Raw genomic sequence first — 20,889 nt, forward strand, 5'->3', positions numbered from 1 at the left:
ATAATGATGAAAGAGATAGTCAAAGACGGAATTATTTTAGCAAAACATATTCAAGCTTCAGAATGGGAGCAAGGACTCAAATTTTATTCCAATGATGATGAATTTATACAAGTTGGTACTTGGAATTATGATGCAAATAAAGAATTGCTAGCACATACTCATAATGAAGTGGAAAGAAAAGTATATTGGACTCAAGAAGTTTTATATATAAAACAAGGCTCTATAAGTGCGAAAATTTATGATATAAATGATAATTTTATAGAAGAATTAATTGCAAAAGACGGTGATGTTTTAATTCTACTTAGAGGTGGACATGGTTACACTATACTTGAAGATAATACTCAAGTTTTAGAAATAAAAAATGGCCCTTATGTGGGTGCGGATAATGATAGAAGAAGATTATGATGGCTTTTGATTTGGAAGAAATGTTTTATACAAGAGAAGAACTTGAAAATATGAATTTTAAAAGTTTAGGTGAAAATGTTTTGATTGATCGTTTAACCCAAATTTATAAACCAGAAAAAATCTCCCTGGGAAATAATGTGCGTATAGGAAGTTACTGTATATTATCAGGAGATATTAACATAGGTAATTATGTTCATATAGCCTCATATAGCTTTTTAAATGGTAATAGTGGAATTGATATTGGAGATTTTGTAGGGATTGCAAGTTATGCAAGAGTTATCACAGAGTCTTCAGATTTTTCTGGTGAGAGTATTGCAGTTCCTACTGTAGATATTTCTTACAGAAAAGATATAAAGAAAAAAATACATCTAAAAAAGCACAGCTTATTGGGAACAGGGTCTGTTATTTTACCGGGTGGAAATTTAGAAGAAGGAGTTGCTGTTGGTGCAATGAGTATGATTTGTAGACCAACAAAAGCTTTTGGTATTTATTTTGGTATACCAGCAAAAAGAATACAAGAGAGAAGTAGAAATATGGTAAAATTGGAACAAGATATTTTAAAAGGAGAAATAAATGCAAGAGAAAATTAAAAATATGATTGTTATGTCATTAAAAAATTTGGCTGATGAATTAGAAAATGACAATTTAAGAAATCCTAGCGTAGAAACAAAAATTTATGGTATAGGTGGAAATTTAGATTCTTTAGCCTTGGTAAATTTAGTTTCTGATTTGGAGGAAGCTTTAAGCGGAGAGTTTCAAAAAGAAATTGTATTAGCCAATGATAGAACAATGAGTGCTAGAAATTCTCCATTTAAAGATGTTGAAAGCTTGACTGATTATATAGTTAAAAAACTCCAAGAGCAAGAATAATGCAAAAAATCATCATTATCACAGGAACTAGAAAAGGCATAGGTAAAGAACTGAGTGAATATTATTTAGTAAAAAATCATATAGTTTGTGGTTGCTCAAGAGGTAAAGCAAGTATAGATCATAAAAACTACAGACATTTTGAATTAGATGTTTGCGATGAAAAAGATGTAGTTTCTATGGTAAGAAGCGTAAAGAAAGAATTTGGAAAAATTGATATTTTAATTAATAATGCTGGTGTAGCAGCTATGAATCATATATTAACAACTCCATTTAAAAGTTTAGATAATATTTTTAAAACTAATGTCTATGGTAGTTTTTTGTTTATAAGAGAAGTTTCAAAGATTATGAGTCAAACTTATAAAAAAGAACAAGTTGCTATGCCTTATAGGATTGTAAATTTTTCTACTGTTGCGGTTGCTTTAAGGTTAGAAGGGGAAGCTATATATGCTGCATCAAAAGCAGCTATTTGTAATTTAACTCAAGTTTGTGCTAAAGAATTAAGTTCATTTGGTGTTACTTGTAATGCCATAGGACCTACTCCAATTCCTACTGATTTAATTAAAAATGTCCCAAAAGATAAAATACAAGATTTACTTAATAAGCAAGCTATAAAAAGATTTGGTAATTTTCAAGATGTTGTTAATGTGGTTGATTTTTTTATTAATGAAAAAAGTGATTTTATAACAGGACAAGTAATATACTTAGGCGGAGTAAATGGATAAGTTTAAAAATGTCTTTTTAAATAAAATTTTTAGTGAAAATCAAGAGCAATATGCTTTAATCTATGAAGAACAAAAATATACTTACAATGATTTATGCAATAATGTGATTAATAAAATCAGCTTATTAGCAGATCTTAAAAATATAGACATTGTAGGTATTGTAGGTGATTATGATTTTGAAAGTATAAGTTTATTTTTAGCATGTATTGAGCTTAATAAAATAATTATTCCATTTATTAATGAAAGTGAGATTGATAACAAACTTACCGAAGTTAATTGCGATATTTTATTTAAAAATAATCAATATAAGCTACAGGAAAAACATTATAACAATCATGATTTAATTCAAAAACTTATAAATGATAATAAACCTGGTTTGATTTTATTTTCAAGTGGTAGCACAGGTAAACCTAAAGCTATGATACATGATCTTGATAAGATTTTAAATACTTATCTTAGTAAAAAACCAAAAAAACTTAATATTTTATTATTTTTAATGTTTGATCATATAGGTGGTTTAAATACTTTGTTTAACTGTCTTAGTATGAATGCTTGCGCAATTGCTATAAAGGAAAGAAAAAATATTGAAGCTCTAGCTCAAACCATAGAAAAATATCAAATTTCACTCTTGCCTGCTTCACCTTCTTTACTTAGTTTAATGTTGGTAACAAATGTAGTTGAAAAATATAATTTAAACTCTTTAAAGCTTATTAGTTATGGCACAGAAAGAATGTCAGAAACTTTACTTGCAAAATTAAAACAAAGTTTTCCAAAGGTTAAATTTCATCAAACCTTTGGCACAAGTGAAGTAGGTATTGCTCAAACAAAAAGTTTTGGAAACTATTTTAAATTAGAAAACATAGCATATAAAATTATCAATAATGAGCTATTTTTAAAAAGCAATATGCAAAGTTTGGGTTATTTAAATGCCGATAACTCTGTTTTTACAGATGATGGATACTTTGCTACTGGGGATTTAGTTGAAGTGATCAATGAAAATGGTGAAGAATATATTAAAATTATCGGAAGAAATAAAGAAGTTATTAATGTTGGTGGAGAAAAAGTATTACCCCAAGAAGTAGAAGGTGTATTAATGCAAATACCATTTATACAAGATTGTTTAGTCTATGGACAAAATAACCCTCTAACAGGCCAAAGTGTTTGTGTAAAGATTGTGTTAGAACAAAATGAAAATTTTAGCACATTAGAAGCTAAAAAAAAGATAAGAATGTTTTGTAAAGATAAACTAGCTAATTATAAAATACCAACTAAAGTGGAAATCGTTCAAAGATTGGAAATTAGTGAGAGGTTTAAGAAGATTAGAATATAAGAAGGATAAAAAATGAAATTTATAATGCAAATGAAGCCATGGTTTGGTAAGGAAGAAAAAGAAGCTATATGCTCTTATATGGATGAAGACGGTTTTATAACAGAATTTAAAAGAACTACTTTGCTAGAAGAAATGATAGCTAAATATACTAATGCAAGGCATTGTATAATTGTAAATAATGGAACTATAAGTTTAACTTTAGCAGCTCTTGCTTTAGATATAGACTATAATGATGAAGTGATAGTTCCCAACTATACTATGATAGCTACTCCAAATTCTGTCAAAATGATAGGTGCAAAACCTGTTTTTGTTGATGTAGAAAAAGAAACTTTATGTATGAATATAGAAAAAGCTAAATCAGCTATTACTTCAAAAACCAAGGCTATTATTTTAGTCAGCGCAAATGGTAGATATCCCAAATCAGGTATAGAAGCATTTGAAAAATTATGCAAAGAAAAAAACATATATCTTATAGAAGATGCTGCACAATCTCTAGGCTCTTTTTACCCTGATAAAAGACATATTGGAACCGCAGGATGTATAGGCAGTTTTTCTTTTTCAGCACCAAAGATTATTTCCACTGGTCAAGGTGGAGCGTTAATAACAAATGATGATACTTTGGCTACAAAACTTAGAAAACTAAAAGATTTTGGTAGAAGTGGTGGTGGAAATGATTTCCATGATAGTATAGGATATAATTTTAAATTTACCGAACTTCAAGCTTGCATAGGTATAGAGCAAATGAAAAAACTTGATTTTAGAGTAAAAAGAAAAAAAGAAATTTACATAATGTATAAAGAACTATTGCAAGATATAAAAGAAGTAAAATTATTTGAGCAAGATATTATAAACACTACTCCATGGTTTTATGATATTTTGGCTGAAAATAGAGATGAGCTTCAAAATTATTTAAAGGATAAAAATATAGGAACAAGATTAATGTATGGGCCAATCAATAAACAAATAGCTTATCAAATTCCTGGTGAACATGAAGTTTCAAATTTAATTGGAAAAAAAGGACTTTGGTTGCCTTCATTTACACAAATTAGTGATGAAGAAATAGGATATATTTGTAAAATGATTAGAAAATTTTACGACAAATCATGACAGCTTATGTGCATATAGGAATACTTAAAACGGGAACAACAAGTATTCAGAATTTTTTACATTACAATAATGAAGCTTTAGCAAAGCAAAATGTTATATATTCACAGAGTGTTGTCTTTGAAAATAAAACAGAAAATGAATATTAGCATTGGTTTTTTGTATCAGTTGTAGATAGTATACTAAAAAATAACAATGAATATTTAGTTATATTAAGTGATGAAATAAAAATTGCAAATTATTTAACTGGATATTTAGCGGTAAAATGGAAATGATTACAGGATGAAATTAAAAAACATTGATGTAGTTTTTAATTTCATCAGAGGGAATTTTATTGAGAATAAGTAATTATCAAAATGAATACATAGTGTAAATATTCAATAAAATTTTTATTGAGCTAGGTTTTAAGAAAGTTAAATATGTATATATTATACCTTAGATCTCAAGCTGATATGAAAACTAGTTGGAATTCTACAGTCCTGTATACGGGTGAAAAATAGATAGAAATTACTTTATAAATTTTGCACAAGATATGAAACATTAAAATCACTTGATTATCAAAAAATGACTTCTTGTTTTAATAAAACTCAATTAATAGTAAGACTCTTTGATAAAAACAAATTCTATCAGGGAGATTTACTAAAAGATTTTATACATAGAGCATAGGTTTAAAATGGGATGATAATTTTACAATACCTTTAAAACAGAATGAAAGTTAAGATTTAATAGGTTTTGAGTTGAGAATAAGATTAGATTAAATGATTTATAAATCTAGGGAAGAATTCGTGCTATCTAAAATTATTTGTGTTCTAGGGATCATTGTGTAAAATATGCACCTCCTAAAAGAAATTATTAATCTTATATAGATTATTTTGAAGAATCAAATGAATGGGTAAGAAAAGAATTTTTTTCCATATAAAGAAAAATTATTTCCCAAGAAAGATTTAGCTAATTATAAAGAAAATTATGAACTTAAAGAAATGAAATAAAATAGCTGAATTTATAGCTGATATGGTTAAACCTAAAAACCAAAGTATTGTAGATAAGCATCATATTATCCAAAACCTAAATAATACTCTTAATAAAACCATAAAAAAGACAATATTATAAATTTCAATATAAACCATATCAATCAATTGCAAAGTAATATACAAGAAAAATCAACTCAACTTAATCAAATCCAATCAAAACTATCTTTTCAAATTAAATATGATACAGCCAAATCTCGTATCCAAAACCAACTCTCCTGTAAAATAGGTCAAGTTATGATAGTAAGCTCAATCTTTCTTAGACTACTTAATAATTTCATACAAACAAGAACAAAAAAATTATCAAGAAAAAAATAAAAAGATTCTTCTTTAAAATTATCCCCCCCCCCGCTAGAATCTTATCTTGATTGTCAAGAAGCTTAAAACTTAAAAACCATCTTTCTTATAAACTAGGACAAACTCTTATACAAGCTAATAAAACTTGGTATAAGGGTTGGTATATCAAATTTGTATTTGAAGTCCGGAAATTAAGAAAATATAATATATAATTTATATTAAAAAATATTTTAGTGTGAGTAAGCATGTTAAAAATAGCCTTAATTACCGATGAATTAACCTATGCTTCTTTGGAAGCAGAGGATGGAGTAATTATAAAAAATATAACTCCATTGAATTATAAGTTTATATTTTATTTTTGGAAACCTGATTTTTTATTTGTTGAGTCAGCTTGGCATGGCTTTAAAAATAAATGGAAGTATAAAGTCGCTTCATACCCTGATTATCCAAGAAGAAATAATAGAAAATTACAAAAGCTTGTTAATTTTGCAAAAATGTTAGATATTCCTACGGTATTTTGGAATAAAGAAGATTATGTGCATTTTGATAGATTTATAGAAAGTGCGAAATTGTTTGATTTTATATTTACCGTTGATGAAAATTGTATATCAAAATATAAATCTTATGTAGGAGAAAAATCTTATGTGGATGTTTTGCCTTTTGCTGTTCAATCCAAATTTCATAATTTTACCGGATTTAATTTTATATCCACTAAGGCTAATTTTGTTGGAAGTTATTCAAAGCATATACACAAAAAAAGAAGATTTTATCAAGATATGATGTTTAAATTATCGTCCAAGATTAATCATCTTGATGTTTATGATAGAAATTCAAATAGAAAATCTATAAATTATAGATATCCAAATTTTAAAGGTATGCAAATTTATTCTTCGGTTGAGTATGAAAAAACTGCAGAAATATATAAAAAATATCTAATTTCTTTAAATGTTAATACTATAGAAAATTCCCCCACTATGTTTTCAAGAAGACTTATAGAGATTATAGCTTGTGGAGGTGTAGCTATTACTAATCATACACTAGCTGTTGAAAAATATTTCAAAGACTATTGCTATTCATTTCAAACCGAGGAAGAATTAAAAGATTTGCTGTATAGGTTTAAAAAAGATGGTTTGAATGAAGATGATAAGATAAGGTTAAAAAAAGGAGCAGAATTTATCGCAAAAAATCATACGTGGAAGCAAAGATTGGAACAAATTATAGATACTATAGGTATAAAAAAATGCTAAATGGTTATTGTTTTTATATAAACAATTTTATTCAAATATTTTACAAAAAAAACTTCATAGGATGGGGAAGAAAACGTACTGGCAGATGGGCTTCTTTTTTATATAAAAAATTTAATGGTTCTTTGATTTTGCTAGAAGATGGCTTTTTGCGCTCATTAAATTTAGGTGTAGAAAATAGTCCAAGTTTTTCTATCGTCAAAGACGATATAGGAATTTATTACGATGCGAATGCACCATCTAAACTTGAAAAGATTTTAAATACTTATGAGTTTAGCTCTGAAGAGCTAGAGCAAGCAAAAAAAGCTATAGAGCTTATAAAAACAGAAAAACTTAGCAAGTATAATAATAATCTTTGCGTGCCAAAAGAGCTTTTTAACACTAACGAAGAACGCGTATTGATCATCACTCAAGTAGCAAATGATGCTTCATTAAAATTTGGCTTAGCTGATAATTTCTCAACTCAAGATATTATAAATGAAGCTATCAAAGAAAATCCAAATGCTAAAATATATATTAAAATTCATCCTGATGTATTAAGCGGTAAAAAACAAAGTGATTTTGATGTACAAGATTTACCAAGCAAATGTGTAGTTATAAAAGAAAATTATAATCCCATAGAATTGCTAAGTCATTTTAAGAAAGTCTATACTAAAACTTCTGGCATGGGTTTTGAAGCTTTGATGTTAGGATGTGAATGCGTGTGCTATGGTATGCCATTTTATGCAGGCTGGGGTTTAACTCAAGACAAGCAAGCATGTAAAAGAAGGCTTAAAAAAAGAACCCTAGAAGAGGTTTTTTATGCTACTTATATTTTATATAGTGAGTATTTTAATCCTTATTTAAATCAAAAAAGTGATATTTTTGATACTATTCATACCCTAGCAAAGTATAAAAAGATAGAACAAGCTAATTCAAATACTTTGTATTTTTTAGGTTTTTCTAAATGGAAAAGAGAGTTTATAAAACCATTTTTTAAAGCAAAAAGCAATAAGATTATTTTTTTAAATTCACTTGATGAACTTTATAAAGTAAATTTAAATTCTGAAGATAAAATTTTCATTTGGGGTAAAAAATATGATAAAACTTTACTAGCTAAAGATTTTAGCAATGAAATTTTCTTAGTAGAAGATGGCTTTTTACGCTCAGTTTTTTTGGGTTCAGATCTTACACGCCCTTTTTCTTTAATAGTAGATAGCAAAGGTTTGTATGTTGATCCAAGCAAGCCAAGCGATTTAGAAGATATTTTGCAAAATCACATTTTTGATGAGAGTTTAAAACAAAGAGCCAAAAAATTAATTACTACCATCACGCAAAATAAATTTTCAAAGTATAATGGCTTAAAACATGAAAAATTAAATTTTAATACAAGTAAAAAAATCATCTTAATCCCTGCTCAAGTAGAAGATGATGCTTCTATGATCTTAGGTGGTGCAGGTTATGATACCTTAAAACTTTTACAAAGTGTAAGAAAGGCCAATGAAAACGCCTTCTTAGTTTTTAAACCTCACCCTGATGTTTTAAGCGGTAATCGTAAGGGTTTAAAAGATAAAAGCATTATTTTAAAATACTGTGATGAAATTATAGAAAATGTTAGTATAGATAGTGCTATCAATGCGAGTGATGAAGTACATACTATAACCTCTACAAGTGGTTTTGACGCTCTTTTGCGTGGTAAAAAAGTAGTGGTGTATGGCAAGCCTTTTTATGCAGGTTGGGGTTTGACAAGTGATTTACATGAAATTCCAAGACGCACAAGAATGCTTAGTTTAGAAGAGCTTGTTGCTGGCGTTTTGATCCTTTATCCAAGATACATCCATCCAAAAAGTAAAAATTTATGTGAAGTTGAGCTTGCATTAGATATAATGTTAAAAATGCAAAAAGATTATTTTTCTAAATTTTATTTGCGTTGGTTTATGGATATAAGAATTTATATATTAAGAAAAATAAGAAGATTAATAGAATTTATTTTAATTAGATGAATTTAAGTAAAAAGTTAAAAAAATTTTCTGGTAAAAATGTTTTATTGCTCCAAGGACCTGTGGGAGGATTTTTTCGTAAAATTGCTACAAAAATTCCAAAAGCTAAGGTTTATAAAGTAAATTTTAATGGTGGAGATTTTTTCTTTTATCCTTTTAAGAGTATTAATTATACTAAAAGTTTAGCCAAGCTTGAAGACTTTTATAAAAAGCTTTTTGAAGAAAAACAAATTCAAGTTATCTTAATGTATAATGATTGTAGAAAAGTACATGAAATAGCCATTAATGTAGCTAAACAAATGGGTATTGAAGTATGGATTTTTGAAGAAGGTTACATAAGACCAAATTTTATTACTTTTGAAAAAGATGGAGTGAATGCAAACTCAACTCTACCAAGAGAAAAAGAATTTTATCTAAGTCAGAAAAAATTTGATAAAGATTTTAAATTTAAAACTTTCTCAAGCACTTTTAGAAATATGGCCTTTTCTTCATTTTTATACTGGCTTTTTGCTTTTTTATTTTCTTGGTATTTTAATAATTCTTTACATCATAGAAGTTTAAAATTATTTGACTTTTTACCTTGGCTTTGTTCAGTATATAGAAAAAACAAATACAAAATCACAGAAAAGAGTTTAAATGAAAAAATTCTTTCCCTAAAACAAAAGTATTTTTTAGCTATTTTACAAGTGCATAATGATACTCAACTATCTCATCATTATAAAAAAACTACAGAAAAATTTATAGAAGAGGTAATCATCTCTTTTGCTAATCATGCTAAAGCAAAGTCTTATCTAGTTTTTAAGCACCATCCTATGGATCGTGGCTATAGGGACTATGCTAAACTTATAGAAGATTTGAGCTTAAAATACAATGTCGAGGGTAGAATTTTATATGTACATGACTTACACTTACCTACGCTCTTAATCAATACAAGAGGTACTATAGTCATAAATAGCACAGTAGGACTTTCTGCTTTATATCACAATAGTCCTTTAAAGGTTATGGGAAAAGCTTTTTATGATATAGAAGGTTTGACTTATCAAAAAAGCTTGCATGCTTTTTGGAAAGAATGCAGAGCATATAAACCTGATGCAGTTTTACATGCTAAATTTAGAAATTATGTGATATATAAAACCCAAGTCAATGGGAATTTTTTCAAAAATACTAGTTTAGATTAAATTTTCTTTTTATAGTTTTTTGCAATTTTTTTCAGTTTAAAAGGCAAGCTTAAATAGCCTATTTTAAAAGGAGTTCTTGAAGCTTGTAAAAGTGCATTACCTAAAAGATAAGGCAAGTGTGTTTTGGCTATTTGAGCGTGTTTATAGTCTGCATAAGCTTTTAGTGGTGGTAAGTTTTTTTGATCTTTTTGATTTTTAAAATGCTCTTTTTTGATTTTTTTTAGTTCAAAAGGTATTTTAAAATACCCTAGACAACTTTTGCTATTTTTCATGATAGCTTCCCCAAGTTTATAGCTTAGTCTTTCTTTTATCCTTAAGCTAGCTCCATAAAGTTTATTGTTTTGATGGATAAATATCTCATATTCGTTTTTTAAGCCTTTGTGATTTAAAAAACGCAAAAGATTATGATTTTGACTTTGTAAAAATGTTTGCATATCAAGTTTTTTTAGTTCATGGTATTCTAGCACTAATTCTTTATAAAATGCTATAGGTGGTATCAAAAGCTCATAAGCATTTGTAAGTTGAATTTTACATTCAATTTTTTTATTATTATCATTTTCTAAAAGTAAAATTCCTATTAAGTCCACATAATCAAGTCTTGGTGTTTTTTCATTTGCTATGCTTAAGCCCGAACTTTCCTCGCTTTGCTTGATAATTTGTGTATTAACATACAAAAAGGTTTGCTCATCACAAATTGCTTTTTCATTTTGTATATCTTGAAAAGTATTGATAAGTCCAAAATTTTTTACTAATTTAAAAGATGAGTTTTCAATGCTTATAGATGATATAGCATGAGTTGATGAGTTAGTGTGATTCCAAGTGTGTATACCTAAGATTTGATAGTTTTTTAACTCTTTTGGAAAAATGATTTTTTCATTAGCTTTAATCTTTGTAGTTTTTTCACAAAAAAATGAGTTTTTATGCTCTATTTTAGTTGAACTTGAGGGCGCAAAGATGTGAAATTTTCTTTTTGAGCAAATGATCTTTTCTTTGGATTTTTTAAAGTTATGTAAATTTTTAATGATGTTTTTACCAAGCTCTTGCATAGCTAGTGGCATAGGGTGGAATTTATAGTTTTGATCAAAATCATAAAGATTATTTTTTTGATAGTAAAAGTCTACATCGATTAGATTAAAACCATAATAAGCACAATTTTTCCTATGAGCTTCATTGATAGCTTTTGATTTGTCATTGTAAGCTGGTATGGGGAGTATAAGCACTATGATAATTTTGTTTGCTTTGTAAAGTTCTTCGTAAAAATAATCAATATTTCTAAGTATAATATTTAAACTCATAGGGCTTAAATAATCATTGATATTTGATTCACTGACGAGAAAATCACTTTTGTTTATAGTTTTTTCATGGCGTATTAATTCATAAAGATTTTGTAAAGAAGTGCTAAGTCCCAAAGCGTAATTATGTAGTGTAATGTCTTTATTTTCAAGACCTATTCTAAGACCATTTTTAACTACACTATTGCTGCCACCTAGTAAGATTATATTCATAAGTTCTTTCTTGATTTTATAATTTTTTATTTATTTTATAAAATATTTTTTAATGAATAATTTCAGAGTAAAAACACCTCATTTTGCCTTTAAATAAGCATTTGACAAAGATAACAACTTTAGCTATATTTTTAAATTCATTTTGAGTTTATTTGGGATTTTAATGGATAAATTGTGTCAAAAAAGAGATGTTTTTTATATAGCTGGTTATGATCCTAGAGGATATAGGCATTATTATGCTATGTTTAAAAAAAATTTAGCTGAGCAAAATACACTTTTAAATTATGATTATACTTTATCAAAAGCTCAAGTTAATGCTTATCCTTCTTGGCAAATTCAAACCCCATATACAAACACCACTTATACTTTTTTAGGTTGGAATGATATAGTCAAAAAAAACTGGTCAGAGGGTATAAAAGATGCTTTGAGTGATTGTTATAGTTTTTTTAGAATTTATACCATCACAGGGCTTTTTTTAAAATTCGGTAAAGAATCCCCGCACCAACTTATCACAGGTTATTATCCATTTTTTTATGTACTTTTGAGTTTGATTTTTACTTTATTTTGTGCTTTTGGAAGTTTGTTATATTTGCAAAATTTTCATATTGTTTTGGGAATTTTAGCTTTTATTTTATCATTAGTATTTTTACCAAAAATGCTTTATAAATTAGGCAAGAAATTAGCTGTTTTTTGGATAGCTAGAATTTGTTCTTTTTGTGCAAACTGGGAGAAAAATTCTCAAGGTGAGCTTGAGTTAAGAATAGATGATTTTGCTAGAGTTATTTTTGAAAAATTAAAAGAAAATGTAAATGATAAAAACTATGAGATCATCTTAAGCGCACATAGCGTAGGAACGGTGCTTTGCATAAATGTTTTAGCAAAAGTACTTAGAAAATGCGAAAAAGAAAATGTTTCTTTTAAAAATTTAAAGGTTTTAACTTTAGGTGAATGTATACCTTTAGTAAGCTATCAAAAAAGATCTTTTAGGTTTAGAAAAGATTTAGAGTATTTAGGAAGTAAAAATTTAATATGGTATGATTTTACTTCTATTATTGATGGAGCTTGTTTTGCACAAGTTGATTTCATACGTACAAGCGGGGTAAAAGCACAATTTAGCCCAAAATACCTTTCGGCTAAATTTCATACCTTATATAAAAGCAAAGATTATAAAAAAATCAAAAAAGACAAATATAAAGCACATTTTTTATATTTATTTGCTACACAAATTCAAGGGGTATATGACTTTTTTGAATTTATCATAGGTAAAAATAAATTAGAAGAAAAAATCAAATAGGAGAAAAACATGGGTCAGTGTCCCTTTCATCCAAAGCCTTATAAAAATAAAGCTTCTACATTAACCACTTTTTTACTAAAAAGAAGATCATGGCTTGATGGGCTTTATGAGCGAAGCTATAAGATGATGATGGGCAGAGTAAAAATGCCTGGATTTGATCTATATGTGGTAAATGATCCAAAAGAAGTTAGACGCATTATGATAGATGAGGTTAGAGAATACCCAAAAAGCCAACTTTTACATGAGCTTTTAGAGCCACTTTTGGGCATAAGCATTTTTACAACTAACGACAGAGTATGGGAAAAGCAAAGAGAGCTTTTAAGACCTTCTTTTGAAATGACAAGGATTTCTAAGGTTTTTAATTTAATGAGTGAAGCAGCTTCTGATATGATGGCAAGATTTGCAAAGTATGAAGATAAAGCGATTATAGAAGTAGATGAAGCTATGACTTTTGTAACTGCAGATGTGATTTTTAGAACTATCATGTCATCAAAACTTGATGAGCAAAAAGGCAAACTTGTTTTAGATGCTTTTGTAACTGTGCAAGAAGAAACAGTTAAAACAGCTATGCGAAGAATGTTTCGCTTCCCAACTTGGCTTTCAAATCTTTTGGGCGAGAGAAAAAGACTTAAAGCAGGCACTACTATACGCAAGGTTTTATCAGATATTATAAAACCAAGATATGACAATGCTCTAAATGATCAAGGAAAATATGAAGATATTTTATCATCATTGCTTATGGTAGTCGATGCAGATACTAATGAGAGATTTTCTTTTAATGAAATTTTAGACCAAGTTGCCATGCTTTTTTTAGCAGGTCATGAAACCACTGCAAGCTCACTAACTTGGACGCTATATATTTTAAGTATTTCTCCAAAAGAACAACAAAAAGCCTATGAAGAAATCATACAAGTTGTAGGTGATGAAGAGTTTAAAATAGAACATATTAGAGCGATGAAATATCTTACAAATGTGTTTAAAGAAAGTTTAAGACTTTATCCACCAGTTGGCTTTTTTGCTAGAGAAGCAAGAAATGATAACAAAATGAGAGATAAACTTATCAAAAAAGGTTCAGGTGTAGTGGTAGCTCCATGGCTTATCCATAGACATGATAGTTTTTGGGAAAATCCGCATGAGTTTGATCCAAGTCGCCATGAAGATAAAAGCAAGATTAAAAAAGACACTTATATGCCTTTTGGTATGGGAGAGCGTGTGTGTATAGGGCAGGGCTTTGCTATGCAAGAGGCTGTTTTGATTTTAGCTAATATTTTAAGGACTTATAAGTTAGAATTAGAAGAAAATTTTGTACCTGATATAGTAGGAAGACTGACTATAAGATCAGCAAATGGTATGAATATAAGATTTATAAAAAGGCAAAAATGAAAGAAAAATTAGCAGGAACCATACTACTTTGTGCTATCGTTCCTTTAGCGGTGATTAGTTATCTTTTTATTGTTATAGTGGGTACTTTTGGCAATCCTGCTAGGGTTAGACAAGGTGTGAGAGCGCTTGATCATTTTGTCAATGCTACTTTATTTAATGGTTATGCTTGGGAGTCTTTATCATCTCATGCTTGGAGAGAACGCGATAAAAGATGGGCTAAAATAGTTATTAAAATTACAGATTTTTTTGACAAAAATCACTGCCAAAAGGCAAATAAAAGAGAACAACCTATAGTAGATTTAGTTTTAGAAAGAAAACTTACCGAACAAACTGTCGGTAAGCAGCTTTAATTTTCTCCAAATAAAGCTTTAAGATTTTTAAATGCTTCTTCTTGGTTATTAGTTTTATCTTCATTGTTTACTTCATTAAGCTCTATCTCATATCCAAGAAGCATGCTAGCTAAGCGTATATTAATACCACTTTTTCCTATGGCTTTGCTTTTTTGCTCACTATTTAGTGTTACAATAGCTTTTTTATCTTCAATAATAACTGAGTTTATAATGGCTGGAGCTAAGCTTCTAGTGATTAAAATTGCCATTTCATTAGAATACTCAATGCAGTCAATGTTTTCATTTTTTAATTCTTTGCTTACAGCATTGATTCTAACTCCTTTTATACCCACAGTTGCTCCTACTGCATCAACACTTGGGCTATTAGCTTGTAAGATGATTTTTGCTCTCTCGCCTGGAATTCTTGCACTTGCATAAATATTTATAAAACCATCTTTGATTTCAGGAACTTCAGCTTTTAATAAAGCTTCTAAAAATTTAGGACTAGTTCTGCTAAGCTCCATTCTCATACCTGATTTATCAATATATACATGTCTAATAACAGCTTTAATCACATCGCCAACTTTAAATTTTTCACCTTTGATACGATTTTTTCTAGGTAAATATGCACGAAACTCATCAATTTCTACATAAGTATTTTCTTCACTATCTACTCTTACTACGCTACCAAAAACCATATGTCCTACCATTTTTTGGTATTTTTCATAGATTTTTTCTTCTAAGAGTTTTTGTATATTGTATTCTAATTCTTTATGTAAGATATTTACAGCAGTGCGGCCTAAATTTTCTAAAGAGCATTCATAAGTTAGCTCATCGCCAATTTCTACATCTTTAGCTTCTGCTCTTGCTTTACTTAAAGCGATAAAATGCTCATTTTCATTTTCTAATCTTTCATCATTATCAGCTACTACGATGATTTTTTGATAAAGTTGTAAATTTTTACCTGAATCAACAAAAAATTCATATTTATCACCATAAATTTTCTTAGCAGTATTAATAAGTGCTTTTTTAACTCTTTCTCTTACATCTTCTATTTGTAAATTTTTCTCATTAGCAATGGATTCAATTATATCTGTGATTTTTTCCATAATGACAATACAACCTTAATTTTGGATTTTAAAAGTTCGAAGAATAAAATTATATCTTTAATAAGTTTAATTAAAAGTAAAATTTGCTATAATTTCAGATTAAAAAAACTTGAGGATGATGATATGGATTTAAAAATAGCAAGAACCTCTGTTGATGAAAAGCCAAAAAGTATAAGTTTAGAAAGTATTGAAAAGGCTGTAGATAAAGAAGGTCAAAAATTTTTCTATTTTGATAAAGACAATGCACATAAGCAATTAATCGCTTTAGTAGAGCATTTTGAAAAAAAAGGAAAATGTGTTTATCATAGAACAATCAAATATGGTTTAGATGATACAGATTTTATGTATGAGGTACACATTCTTTGAGTAAAAAACTTTTTATACAAACTTTAGGTTGTGCTATGAATGTGCGTGATTCAGAGCATATGATAGCTGAACTTAAAGAAAAAGAAAATTATGAATTAACTCAAGATGCAAAAGAAGCAGATTTGATTTTAATCAATACTTGTTCAGTGCGTGAAAAGCCTGTACATAAGCTTTTTTCAGAAGTTGGAAGTTTTGAAAAAATCAAAAAAAATGGAGCTAAAATAGGAGTTTGTGGTTGCACTGCTTCACATTTAGGAGATGAGATTTTTAAGCGTGCTCCTAATGTGGATTTTGTTTTGGGTGCTAGAAATGTTTCTAAAATCACAAAGGCTGTAAATACTCCAAAATTTTTAGGTAATGATATAGATTTTGATGAGAGTAACTATGCTTTTGCAGATTTTAGAAATAGCCTTTATAAAACCTATATTAATATCTCCATAGGTTGTGATAAACATTGTACTTATTGTATAGTGCCTCATACAAGAGGAGATGAGATTTCCATACCTTTTGAGATTATTAAAAATGAAGCATTAAAAGCTGTTTCCAAAGGTGCTAAAGAGATTTTTTTGCTAGGACAAAATGTTAATAATTATGGCAAAAGATTTTCTAATGCACATGAAAAGATTAATTTTTCAGATCTTTTAGAAAGACTAAGTGAAATTGAAGGTTTAGAGCGTATCCGTTTTACAAGTCCACATCCATTGCATATGGATGATAGATTTTTAGAGGTTTTTTCTAAAAATCCTAAAGTTTGTAAGTCTATGCATATGCCTTTACAAAGTGGTTCGAGTGAAATTTTAAAGGCTATGAAACGCGGTTATACTAAAGAGTGGTATTTAGATAGAGCATTGAAACTTCGTTCTATGTGTAAAGATGTGAGCATTTCTACTGATGTGATTGTAGCTTTTCCAGGTGAGAGTGATAAAGATTTTGAAGATACTATGGATGTACTTGAAAAAGTGCGTTTTGAGCAAATGTTTTCTTTTAAATACTCTAAAAGACCACTAACTAAAGCTGCAACTATGCCAAATCAAATTCCTGATGATATAGCTTCAAAACGCTTGAGTATTTTACAAGCAAGACATACAGAAATTTTAGATGAAATTGTTGCAAAACAAAAAGATAAAGAATTTGAAGTTTTATTTGAAGAATTAAGAAGTGAAGGTTTTGTAGCAGGTAGAAGTGATAATAACTTTTTGATTCAAGTTAAAGGCAGTGAAGAGTTATTAGGACAAATGAAAAAAGTAAAAATCACCAATCCTAGGCGTATGGTGTTAAATGGCGAAATCCTTTAAGATTAATCTTTTAGCTTTTGGAATTTTTTTATTACAATGGCTGATTTTTTTAACTTGTAGAAAGGTTTATTTAGGGCAAAATCTTCCAAAAAGATCATGTGTGATACTTTTTTGGCATGGGCGTCTTGCTCTAATGCCTTTTGCCTATCGTAAAATGGGTATTAAAGGAAAAAAGGCTTATGTGATGATTTCACACCATAAAGATGGAGAAATCATTGCTAGAAATATTGCCTTTTTTGGTTTGGATACTTTAAGAGGTAGTACAAGTAAAGGTGCTTTGGCTTTATTAAAACAATCTTTTAAAATTTTAGATCAAGGCGATGATGTGATTATCACTCCAGATGGGCCAAGAGGACCTTATCATAGTGTTTCAGATGGTTCTGTGATGATAGCTTTGAAAAAAAATGCTCCACTTTTTTTGCTAAATTATGAAGCAAGTTCTTTTTGGGAATTTAAAAGCTGGGATAAAATGATCTTACCTAAACCTTTTTCTAAGATTACCTATAGACTAAGTGAAGAAATCAAAATACAAAATTTAAATTTAGAAGAAGCTAAAGTATTGATAAAAGAAAAATTTGATATGATAAGTCAAATAGACAAAGGATAAACACTATGTTATCTTTTTTTAGAAAGTATATTTTACAACTTTTAGTTTGTATTTGCTATGATGAAAAACAATACATTATAAGATGTCATACTTGGAAAAAATCTCAAGCTGTGGATACTTTTGAAAAAAGCTTTGAAGACAAAGAAAAAGCTATAGAATATGTAAAAAATTTAACTAAAGATTTTCAAATTTATTATATATGTACTTTTTTTACTCCTATTGCCCAAGGCGTTGTGCCAAGCTCAAATTTTAAAGATCTTTCCAATTTTGGTGTCGATGCAAGTAGTGTTAAGTGCATTTCTTTTAACAATGGCTTATTGTATGCATCTAATCATTCTTTAAGCTCATATGAGCAAGATTATGAGGCTTTTGGCGGTTTAGATCTACTTTATTCGCCTTTTTCTTTGCTTTATCATTGTATGACAAATAGAGGTTTTGAAGAAAAAATAGGCCTTTATGTGTATAGATACCATGATTTTGTTGCGATGTTAATTTGTAAAAATGAAGCTATATTGTTTGGAAGTTATTTTAATATAGCTAATCAAAATTATGATGAAGATGATTTTTTTGATGATATTAAAGAAGAATTTGATTTACAAATTGATGATGAAAATCAAGAAGAAGAAAATGAGCAAAATTATGATTTAAAAAGTTTAGAAGAAATGAGTCAAGAGCTTGATAAACTTGAGGAATTAGATGAAGAAAAAGAAGAACTTCCTATTGAGTCTTTAGAAAATTTTAGCTCAGATATGAAAATGATAGAATACATCATTTCAAGTGTAAAAGAATTTTATCAAAATCCTTTGTATGATAATAGCTTTTTGGAAGAAATTGTGATTTTTGATGAGGAAAGTTTTAGTCCGACCTCGCTTGATTATTTAGAAAATGAGCTTTTTATAAAACCTAAAGTAGAACTTGTAGATACTTTAAATTTGATGAATGAACTTATGGTGAAGGACTTAAAATTATGAGATATAGTCTAATCAAACCTAAGATAAAACCTGTTTTTAATCTTTTTACTAGAATTTGGATTTATTTTACTAGTATTAGTGTTGCTTTGATTTTTGTAGTATTTATTGTGGTTGTTTTTAAAAGTTATTATGCGTCTGTGCAACTTGATAATAAAAAAGAAGAATTAGCTCAAATTATCGCACAAATTAATGCTAATAAGCTTAAATATCAAGAATTAGTAAGACAAAATGATAAAGCAGAGTTGATTTTGGGAGATTTAGAGCAAGAGCAAGAAAATGGTAAAAATAAAGTTTTATTAAAAAGTATTCAAAATCTTTTTACTTTAGTGCCTAAAAACATATCTTTAGATGAGGTTTTAATGGAAGATAGATCACTTATTTTAAGAGGTATTACACCTACTAAAGAAATGTTTGCGTTATTATTAGAGGCTCCATTAAGAAGTATTTTTTCCAATTCTCAAACAAGTTATTATCAATTAGAAAATGGGTGGTATCGCTTTGTAAGTGTAAATATCACTATACCAGAGGAAATGTATGAGCAAAAACGATAAGAGCTTAGAAGAAGCTGATGTATTAAAAATCTTGATTTATTCTTTTTCATTTGTAGCGCTTTGTGCGATTTTGATTTTATTTTTAATCGTGCCTTTTTTGAAAGATTATAAAATCGAGCATTCAAGATTAGCAACCCAGCAAATTCAAAACACTAAAGCAATAAATGAGTTGCAAGCTTTAGAAAAAGTTATTGATGAGTTTCAAAAGGTGAATGCGCAAAATTTAGCTCAAATCAATGCAGAATTTTCACAAAAAGAATTATTAGAATTTATGAAAAATTACTTTGATGATGTTAAAATCAATCTCATTCCTATTAAAAAAGAGCAAGAGTATTTAAAATACCAATTTGGAGCTAATGTAAAGATGAAAAATCCTCAAGCTTTTTACTCTTTTTTAAATGATTTGCAAAGATATAAAAATTTAATAGAAATTAGCACTCCTGTAGAGTTTAAATCCGAAGAAAAACACATCAATCTTAAATTTAAGATCAAAGTGTTTTACGCACAAGCTATTCAAAAATGATTACTTCATTATTTTGATAAGGAGTAGCTTTTTCTTCTTTTTTATCATCTTGTTTTGCATCTTGAACTTCTGAGTTTTCTTGTGTTTTTGGTTTTTCTTTGATTTCTTTTATACTCGTTTTTAAACTAGATGCGATTTCTTTATAAAAAGCAACAAAAACTTTATCAATTTCTAAAGCACTTGCTGCAAGACTTTCATTAACTTGGGTTGGAACAGCACTGTATACCTCTCTAAAGCTTTCTATGCTTGCTTGTCCTTTTATAGGATAATTTAAAATAATAGGATCGTTTAATTTTGCTGAGCTTGTTGTACTTTGGAAAGTATCTTCTTGGTGCAAATTGTTTAAATGACTTTGAGCTTCTAAAATAATCATAAAAGAAGATTCCACACTATCGCCTCCAAGACTTGAATTTCTTGTAACCTTATCTTCATATAAACTAGCATTGATAACTATATTAAAAGCATAATCAGGATTTTCATTATCTATAATATATCCTTTACTTTGAAGCAATGCTTTGCTATCTTCTAAAAGTTGTTTTTTGAGTAATTCTAAGCTTTTATTAATTCTTTGATTTAGGGTAGATTGCTCAAAATATGAACTATAAAAAGTATTTTTTATAATTTCTACATCATTGATTTTGACTTTAGGACTATTAGCATTTGTGTTGTTGTGTTCTTCAAAAGTACTTTTAAAATTTGGCATAGAAATATAATAAGTTTTTTGATTACCAGTGCAAGCACTTAAAAATAAAATTATGCTAAAAAATAATAATATTTTTTTCATTTTCTCTCCTTTTGA

21 protein-coding genes are annotated in these 20,889 nt (G+C 28.2%); 18 read left to right on the forward strand and 3 right to left on the reverse strand.

What is annotated here, in order from left to right:
* Positions 1–6: 6 nt before the first annotated feature.
* From L8X36_RS04155 to L8X36_RS04195, 9 genes are all read left to right on the forward strand, one after another.
* Positions 7–405 (forward strand): hypothetical protein, encoded by a 399-nt coding sequence (locus L8X36_RS04155; protein WP_263673814.1) that lies wholly within the window; start codon positions 7–9, stop codon positions 403–405.
* Positions 405–995 carry an acyltransferase gene (locus tag L8X36_RS04160; RefSeq protein WP_263673812.1) on the forward strand — a complete coding sequence of 197 codons (591 nt, stop codon included), beginning with the start codon at positions 405–407 and terminating at the stop codon, positions 993–995. The genes L8X36_RS04155 and L8X36_RS04160 overlap by 1 nt, the downstream gene beginning before the upstream one ends.
* On the forward strand, positions 979–1,275 hold the full coding sequence (locus L8X36_RS04165; RefSeq protein ID WP_263673810.1) for a hypothetical protein: 297 nt from the start codon (positions 979–981) through the stop codon (positions 1,273–1,275). The genes L8X36_RS04160 and L8X36_RS04165 overlap by 17 nt, the downstream gene beginning before the upstream one ends.
* Complete coding sequence (locus L8X36_RS04170) at positions 1,275–1,997, forward strand: SDR family NAD(P)-dependent oxidoreductase (RefSeq protein ID WP_263682667.1); 723 nt, start codon at positions 1,275–1,277, stop codon at positions 1,995–1,997. The genes L8X36_RS04165 and L8X36_RS04170 overlap by 1 nt, the downstream gene beginning before the upstream one ends.
* A complete protein-coding gene (locus L8X36_RS04175) occupies positions 1,990–3,327 on the forward strand; it encodes an ANL family adenylate-forming protein (RefSeq protein WP_263682668.1) in 1,338 nt (445 codons plus the stop codon). The genes L8X36_RS04170 and L8X36_RS04175 overlap by 8 nt, the downstream gene beginning before the upstream one ends.
* A 12-nt stretch (positions 3,328–3,339) precedes the next feature.
* Entirely contained in the window at positions 3,340–4,434 is a 1,095-nt protein-coding gene (locus L8X36_RS04180) for a DegT/DnrJ/EryC1/StrS family aminotransferase (protein WP_263682669.1), read from the forward strand.
* Positions 4,435–6,001: 1,567 nt separating this feature from the next.
* Complete coding sequence (locus L8X36_RS04185) at positions 6,002–7,003, forward strand: glycosyltransferase (RefSeq protein WP_263673803.1); 1,002 nt, start codon at positions 6,002–6,004, stop codon at positions 7,001–7,003.
* Positions 6,997–8,982 carry a capsular polysaccharide biosynthesis protein gene (locus L8X36_RS04190; protein WP_263682671.1) on the forward strand — a complete coding sequence of 662 codons (1,986 nt, stop codon included), beginning with the start codon at positions 6,997–6,999 and terminating at the stop codon, positions 8,980–8,982. Before L8X36_RS04185 ends, L8X36_RS04190 begins: the two co-directional genes overlap by 7 nt.
* Positions 8,979–10,157 (forward strand): capsule biosynthesis protein, encoded by a 1,179-nt coding sequence (locus L8X36_RS04195; RefSeq protein ID WP_263682673.1) that lies wholly within the window; start codon positions 8,979–8,981, stop codon positions 10,155–10,157. Before L8X36_RS04190 ends, L8X36_RS04195 begins: the two co-directional genes overlap by 4 nt.
* Here the strand turns inward: L8X36_RS04195 and L8X36_RS04200 are convergent.
* Positions 10,154–11,662, reverse strand: coding sequence for a hypothetical protein (locus L8X36_RS04200; RefSeq protein ID WP_263682675.1), 1,509 nt, complete (start codon positions 11,660–11,662; stop codon positions 10,154–10,156). The two genes, L8X36_RS04195 and L8X36_RS04200, sit on opposite strands and share 4 nt — an antisense overlap.
* A gap of 163 nt (positions 11,663–11,825) precedes the next feature.
* On the opposite strand from L8X36_RS04200, the gene L8X36_RS04205 reads away from it, so the two are divergent.
* Genes L8X36_RS04205 through L8X36_RS04215 form a run of 3 tightly spaced genes read left to right on the forward strand, consistent with a single transcriptional unit; the run spans position 11,826 to position 14,689 of the window.
* Positions 11,826–12,956 (forward strand): DUF829 domain-containing protein, encoded by a 1,131-nt coding sequence (locus L8X36_RS04205; protein ID WP_263682676.1) that lies wholly within the window; start codon positions 11,826–11,828, stop codon positions 12,954–12,956.
* A 9-nt stretch (positions 12,957–12,965) separates the two neighbouring features.
* Positions 12,966–14,339: a cytochrome P450 gene (locus tag L8X36_RS04210; protein ID WP_263682678.1), complete on the forward strand. Its 1,374-nt coding sequence runs from the start codon at positions 12,966–12,968 to the stop codon at positions 14,337–14,339.
* Entirely contained in the window at positions 14,336–14,689 is a 354-nt protein-coding gene (locus tag L8X36_RS04215; RefSeq protein ID WP_039627957.1) for a membrane protein, read from the forward strand. Before L8X36_RS04210 ends, L8X36_RS04215 begins: the two co-directional genes overlap by 4 nt.
* Here L8X36_RS04215 and nusA read toward each other — a convergent pair.
* The gene (gene nusA, locus L8X36_RS04220; protein ID WP_263682679.1) at positions 14,686–15,777 is read right to left on the reverse strand and encodes a transcription termination factor NusA; all 1,092 of its coding nucleotides are present in this window, start codon (positions 15,775–15,777) and stop codon (positions 14,686–14,688) included. The genes L8X36_RS04215 and nusA overlap by 4 nt on opposite strands.
* A 123-nt stretch (positions 15,778–15,900) precedes the next feature.
* Here nusA and L8X36_RS04225 point away from each other — a divergent pair, with 123 nt between their 5' ends.
* Genes L8X36_RS04225 through L8X36_RS04250 form a run of 6 tightly spaced genes read left to right on the forward strand, consistent with a single transcriptional unit; the run spans position 15,901 to position 20,090 of the window.
* Positions 15,901–16,143, forward strand: a complete 243-nt coding sequence (locus L8X36_RS04225) for an HP0268 family nuclease (protein WP_039617566.1) — start codon at positions 15,901–15,903, stop codon at positions 16,141–16,143.
* The gene (miaB, locus tag L8X36_RS04230) at positions 16,140–17,438 is read left to right on the forward strand and encodes a tRNA (N6-isopentenyl adenosine(37)-C2)-methylthiotransferase MiaB (RefSeq protein WP_039617568.1); all 1,299 of its coding nucleotides are present in this window, start codon (positions 16,140–16,142) and stop codon (positions 17,436–17,438) included. Before L8X36_RS04225 ends, miaB begins: the two co-directional genes overlap by 4 nt.
* Positions 17,422–18,045 carry a lysophospholipid acyltransferase family protein gene (locus L8X36_RS04235; RefSeq protein ID WP_263682680.1) on the forward strand — a complete coding sequence of 208 codons (624 nt, stop codon included), beginning with the start codon at positions 17,422–17,424 and terminating at the stop codon, positions 18,043–18,045. The genes miaB and L8X36_RS04235 overlap by 17 nt, the downstream gene beginning before the upstream one ends.
* Before the next feature lie 5 nt (positions 18,046–18,050).
* Positions 18,051–19,016, forward strand: a complete 966-nt coding sequence (locus tag L8X36_RS04240; protein ID WP_263682681.1) for a hypothetical protein — start codon at positions 18,051–18,053, stop codon at positions 19,014–19,016.
* Positions 19,013–19,567 (forward strand): hypothetical protein, encoded by a 555-nt coding sequence (locus L8X36_RS04245; protein WP_039627963.1) that lies wholly within the window; start codon positions 19,013–19,015, stop codon positions 19,565–19,567. Before L8X36_RS04240 ends, L8X36_RS04245 begins: the two co-directional genes overlap by 4 nt.
* Entirely contained in the window at positions 19,551–20,090 is a 540-nt protein-coding gene (locus L8X36_RS04250; RefSeq protein ID WP_263682682.1) for a hypothetical protein, read from the forward strand. The genes L8X36_RS04245 and L8X36_RS04250 overlap by 17 nt, the downstream gene beginning before the upstream one ends.
* Here the strand turns inward: L8X36_RS04250 and L8X36_RS04255 are convergent.
* Complete coding sequence (locus L8X36_RS04255) at positions 20,077–20,874, reverse strand: membrane lipoprotein lipid attachment site-containing protein (RefSeq protein WP_263682684.1); 798 nt, start codon at positions 20,872–20,874, stop codon at positions 20,077–20,079. The genes L8X36_RS04250 and L8X36_RS04255 overlap by 14 nt on opposite strands.
* Positions 20,875–20,889 lie beyond the last annotated feature (15 nt).

Origin of the sequence: Campylobacter sp. CNRCH_2014_0184h (assembly GCF_025772985.1) — a bacterium.
GTDB lineage: Bacteria > Campylobacterota > Campylobacteria > Campylobacterales > Campylobacteraceae > Campylobacter_D.